Below are 1,048 nucleotides of genomic sequence, written 5' to 3'. Positions count from 1 at the left end.
GAGAAGGGCAACCTGCTGCAACTGCTCGAACTGCAGCTGGAGATCGAACAGATCGACCGGCGTGCGATCGACGGCCTCAGCGAAGCGCGGCTCACGCGCTACAACGGCATCCTCGAGGAACAGCTGCGCGAACTCGATCAGGAGATCGTGCACGTCGAGAATGATTTCCGGCGCACGTACGGGATCGCGTCGTCCACCAAGGTTGCGCCCGATACCGTGCTGCGCATGCTGGCACGCGACATTGCCGGCACGCAGCGGAGCAACCAGGACCTGAGCGTCGCGCTGCGCGAGTTCGAGGACCCGGATCAGGTCAGGAACTGGCTGAAGGACATGAAGCGCCGGCCGGCATCGTCCCGCTTCGACGACGATTCGTATTGAGTCGGCAAGCGCCGGGGGTAACGCGCGACGCGCACGCCCCGCCCATCACCGCACCTCCCCCATCCCGCCCATCAACGCCATCAACTGCTCGCGCAGCCACTGGCTGCCCTGATCCTGATCGGCACTGCGATGCCAGTAGCAGAAGTAGTCGAGCCCCGGCATCTCGAACGGCAGTTCGAGAATCCGCGCCGGATAGCGCTGCAGCAGCCGCAGCGGCGCCGTCAGCGCGAGGTCGCTGCGCATCGCGATCAGCGGCGCGACCATGTAGTGCTGCACGCGCATCTGGATGTTGCGGCGCAGCCCGAGCCGCGTCAGTTCCGCGTCGACGTGCCCGCTGCCCTTGCGGCGGCTCGATACGTGGATGTGGCCCATCGACAGGTAGTCGTCCATGGTCAGCGTATCGCCCTTGAACGGGTGATCGTCGCGGATCATGCACGCGTAGCGGTCCTGCACGAGCAGCGCCTGGTGCAGATGCGGATCGCCGATCAGCGGCGCGTCGATCGCGATGTCGACCGAGCCGTTCGCGAGCGCGGTCGCGACTTCGCGGCGGTCCATCGTGTAGCTGCGCACGTGCATGCCGGGCGCATGCGTCTGCAGCAATTCGCCGAGCGCGGGCAGCAACAACGCCTCGGTCAGGTCGCTCATGCTGAGCCGGAACACGCGCTCCGAC

At 66.4% G+C, this 1,048-nt stretch carries 1 protein-coding gene and 1 pseudogene; one reads left to right on the top strand and one right to left on the bottom strand.

The features are described 5' to 3' along the window. Positions 1-378, top strand: a pseudogene (locus tag JMF90_RS38230) (molecular chaperone DnaJ); the annotation flags it as partial. Positions 379-423: 45 nt separating this feature from the next. Here the strand turns inward: JMF90_RS38230 and JMF90_RS38225 are convergent. After that, the coding region (locus JMF90_RS38225) for a LysR substrate-binding domain-containing protein (protein WP_236598142.1) at positions 424-1,048 on the bottom strand (625 nt) is incomplete at its 5' end.

Origin of the sequence: Burkholderia sp. E168m23, from assembly GCF_016586125.1 — a bacterium.
In the GTDB taxonomy this organism is placed as follows: Bacteria; Pseudomonadota; Gammaproteobacteria; order Burkholderiales; family Burkholderiaceae; genus Burkholderia; species Burkholderia orbicola.
This window is presented reverse-complemented; position numbering and strand designations above follow the sequence as displayed.